This window comes from Pseudomonas tremae (genome assembly GCF_001401155.1).
In the GTDB taxonomy this organism is placed as follows: Bacteria; Pseudomonadota; Gammaproteobacteria; order Pseudomonadales; family Pseudomonadaceae; genus Aquipseudomonas; species Aquipseudomonas tremae.
The window spans coordinates 1-490 of the sequence record NZ_LJRO01000263.1 but is presented as its reverse complement, the minus strand read 5'-3'; the positions used below and the strand labels follow the sequence as shown (position 1 = coordinate 490).

Here is a 490-nt window from a genome sequence, read left to right as displayed (position 1 = left end):
CCGATCATTGATCGGCCTGTTTTTTTAATGGATAGAGCGAGGCTTAATCAATTGCCAGCTTCTCGCGATTCCTCTCCAGAATAGCCTTGCCAATGCCCTTTACTTCGATCAATTCATCGATGGAGGTAAACTCGCCATTGGCGTCCCGGTAAGCAACGATGGCATCGGCCTTGTTTTTTCCGATACCTGCCAGTTCTTTCTGAAGCATTTGCGCATCAGCGGTATTGAGGTTGACCTTATCGTTACGTTGCTCGTGAACGGCCGCGGGCGCTGCGTTTTCCATGGTGGCGGGCGACACGGCGGAGGAAGACGGTGCCGCAGTGGCGTTGACCGCAACCGAGGCACTGGTAAGCAAGGCAAAGATCAAAGCACTGAAGATACGGGTTCGCATAGATAAGGCTCCATAACAGTTAAAGGCAGCATTTCACATGCTGTGCCTGAAACTTAGAGCACTGCTGCCGCCTGGAAAAGAAGTCGAGCGTTGCTGTCT

At 52.0% G+C, this 490-nt stretch carries 1 protein-coding gene; it reads right to left on the bottom strand.

All coding sequences use genetic code 11. The features are described 5' to 3' along the window. Positions 1–43: 43 nt before the first annotated feature. Positions 44–391 (bottom strand): ComEA family DNA-binding protein, encoded by a 348-nt coding sequence (locus ALO43_RS16135; protein WP_044345380.1) that lies wholly within the window; start codon positions 389–391, stop codon positions 44–46. Positions 392–490: the final 99 nt, after the last annotated feature.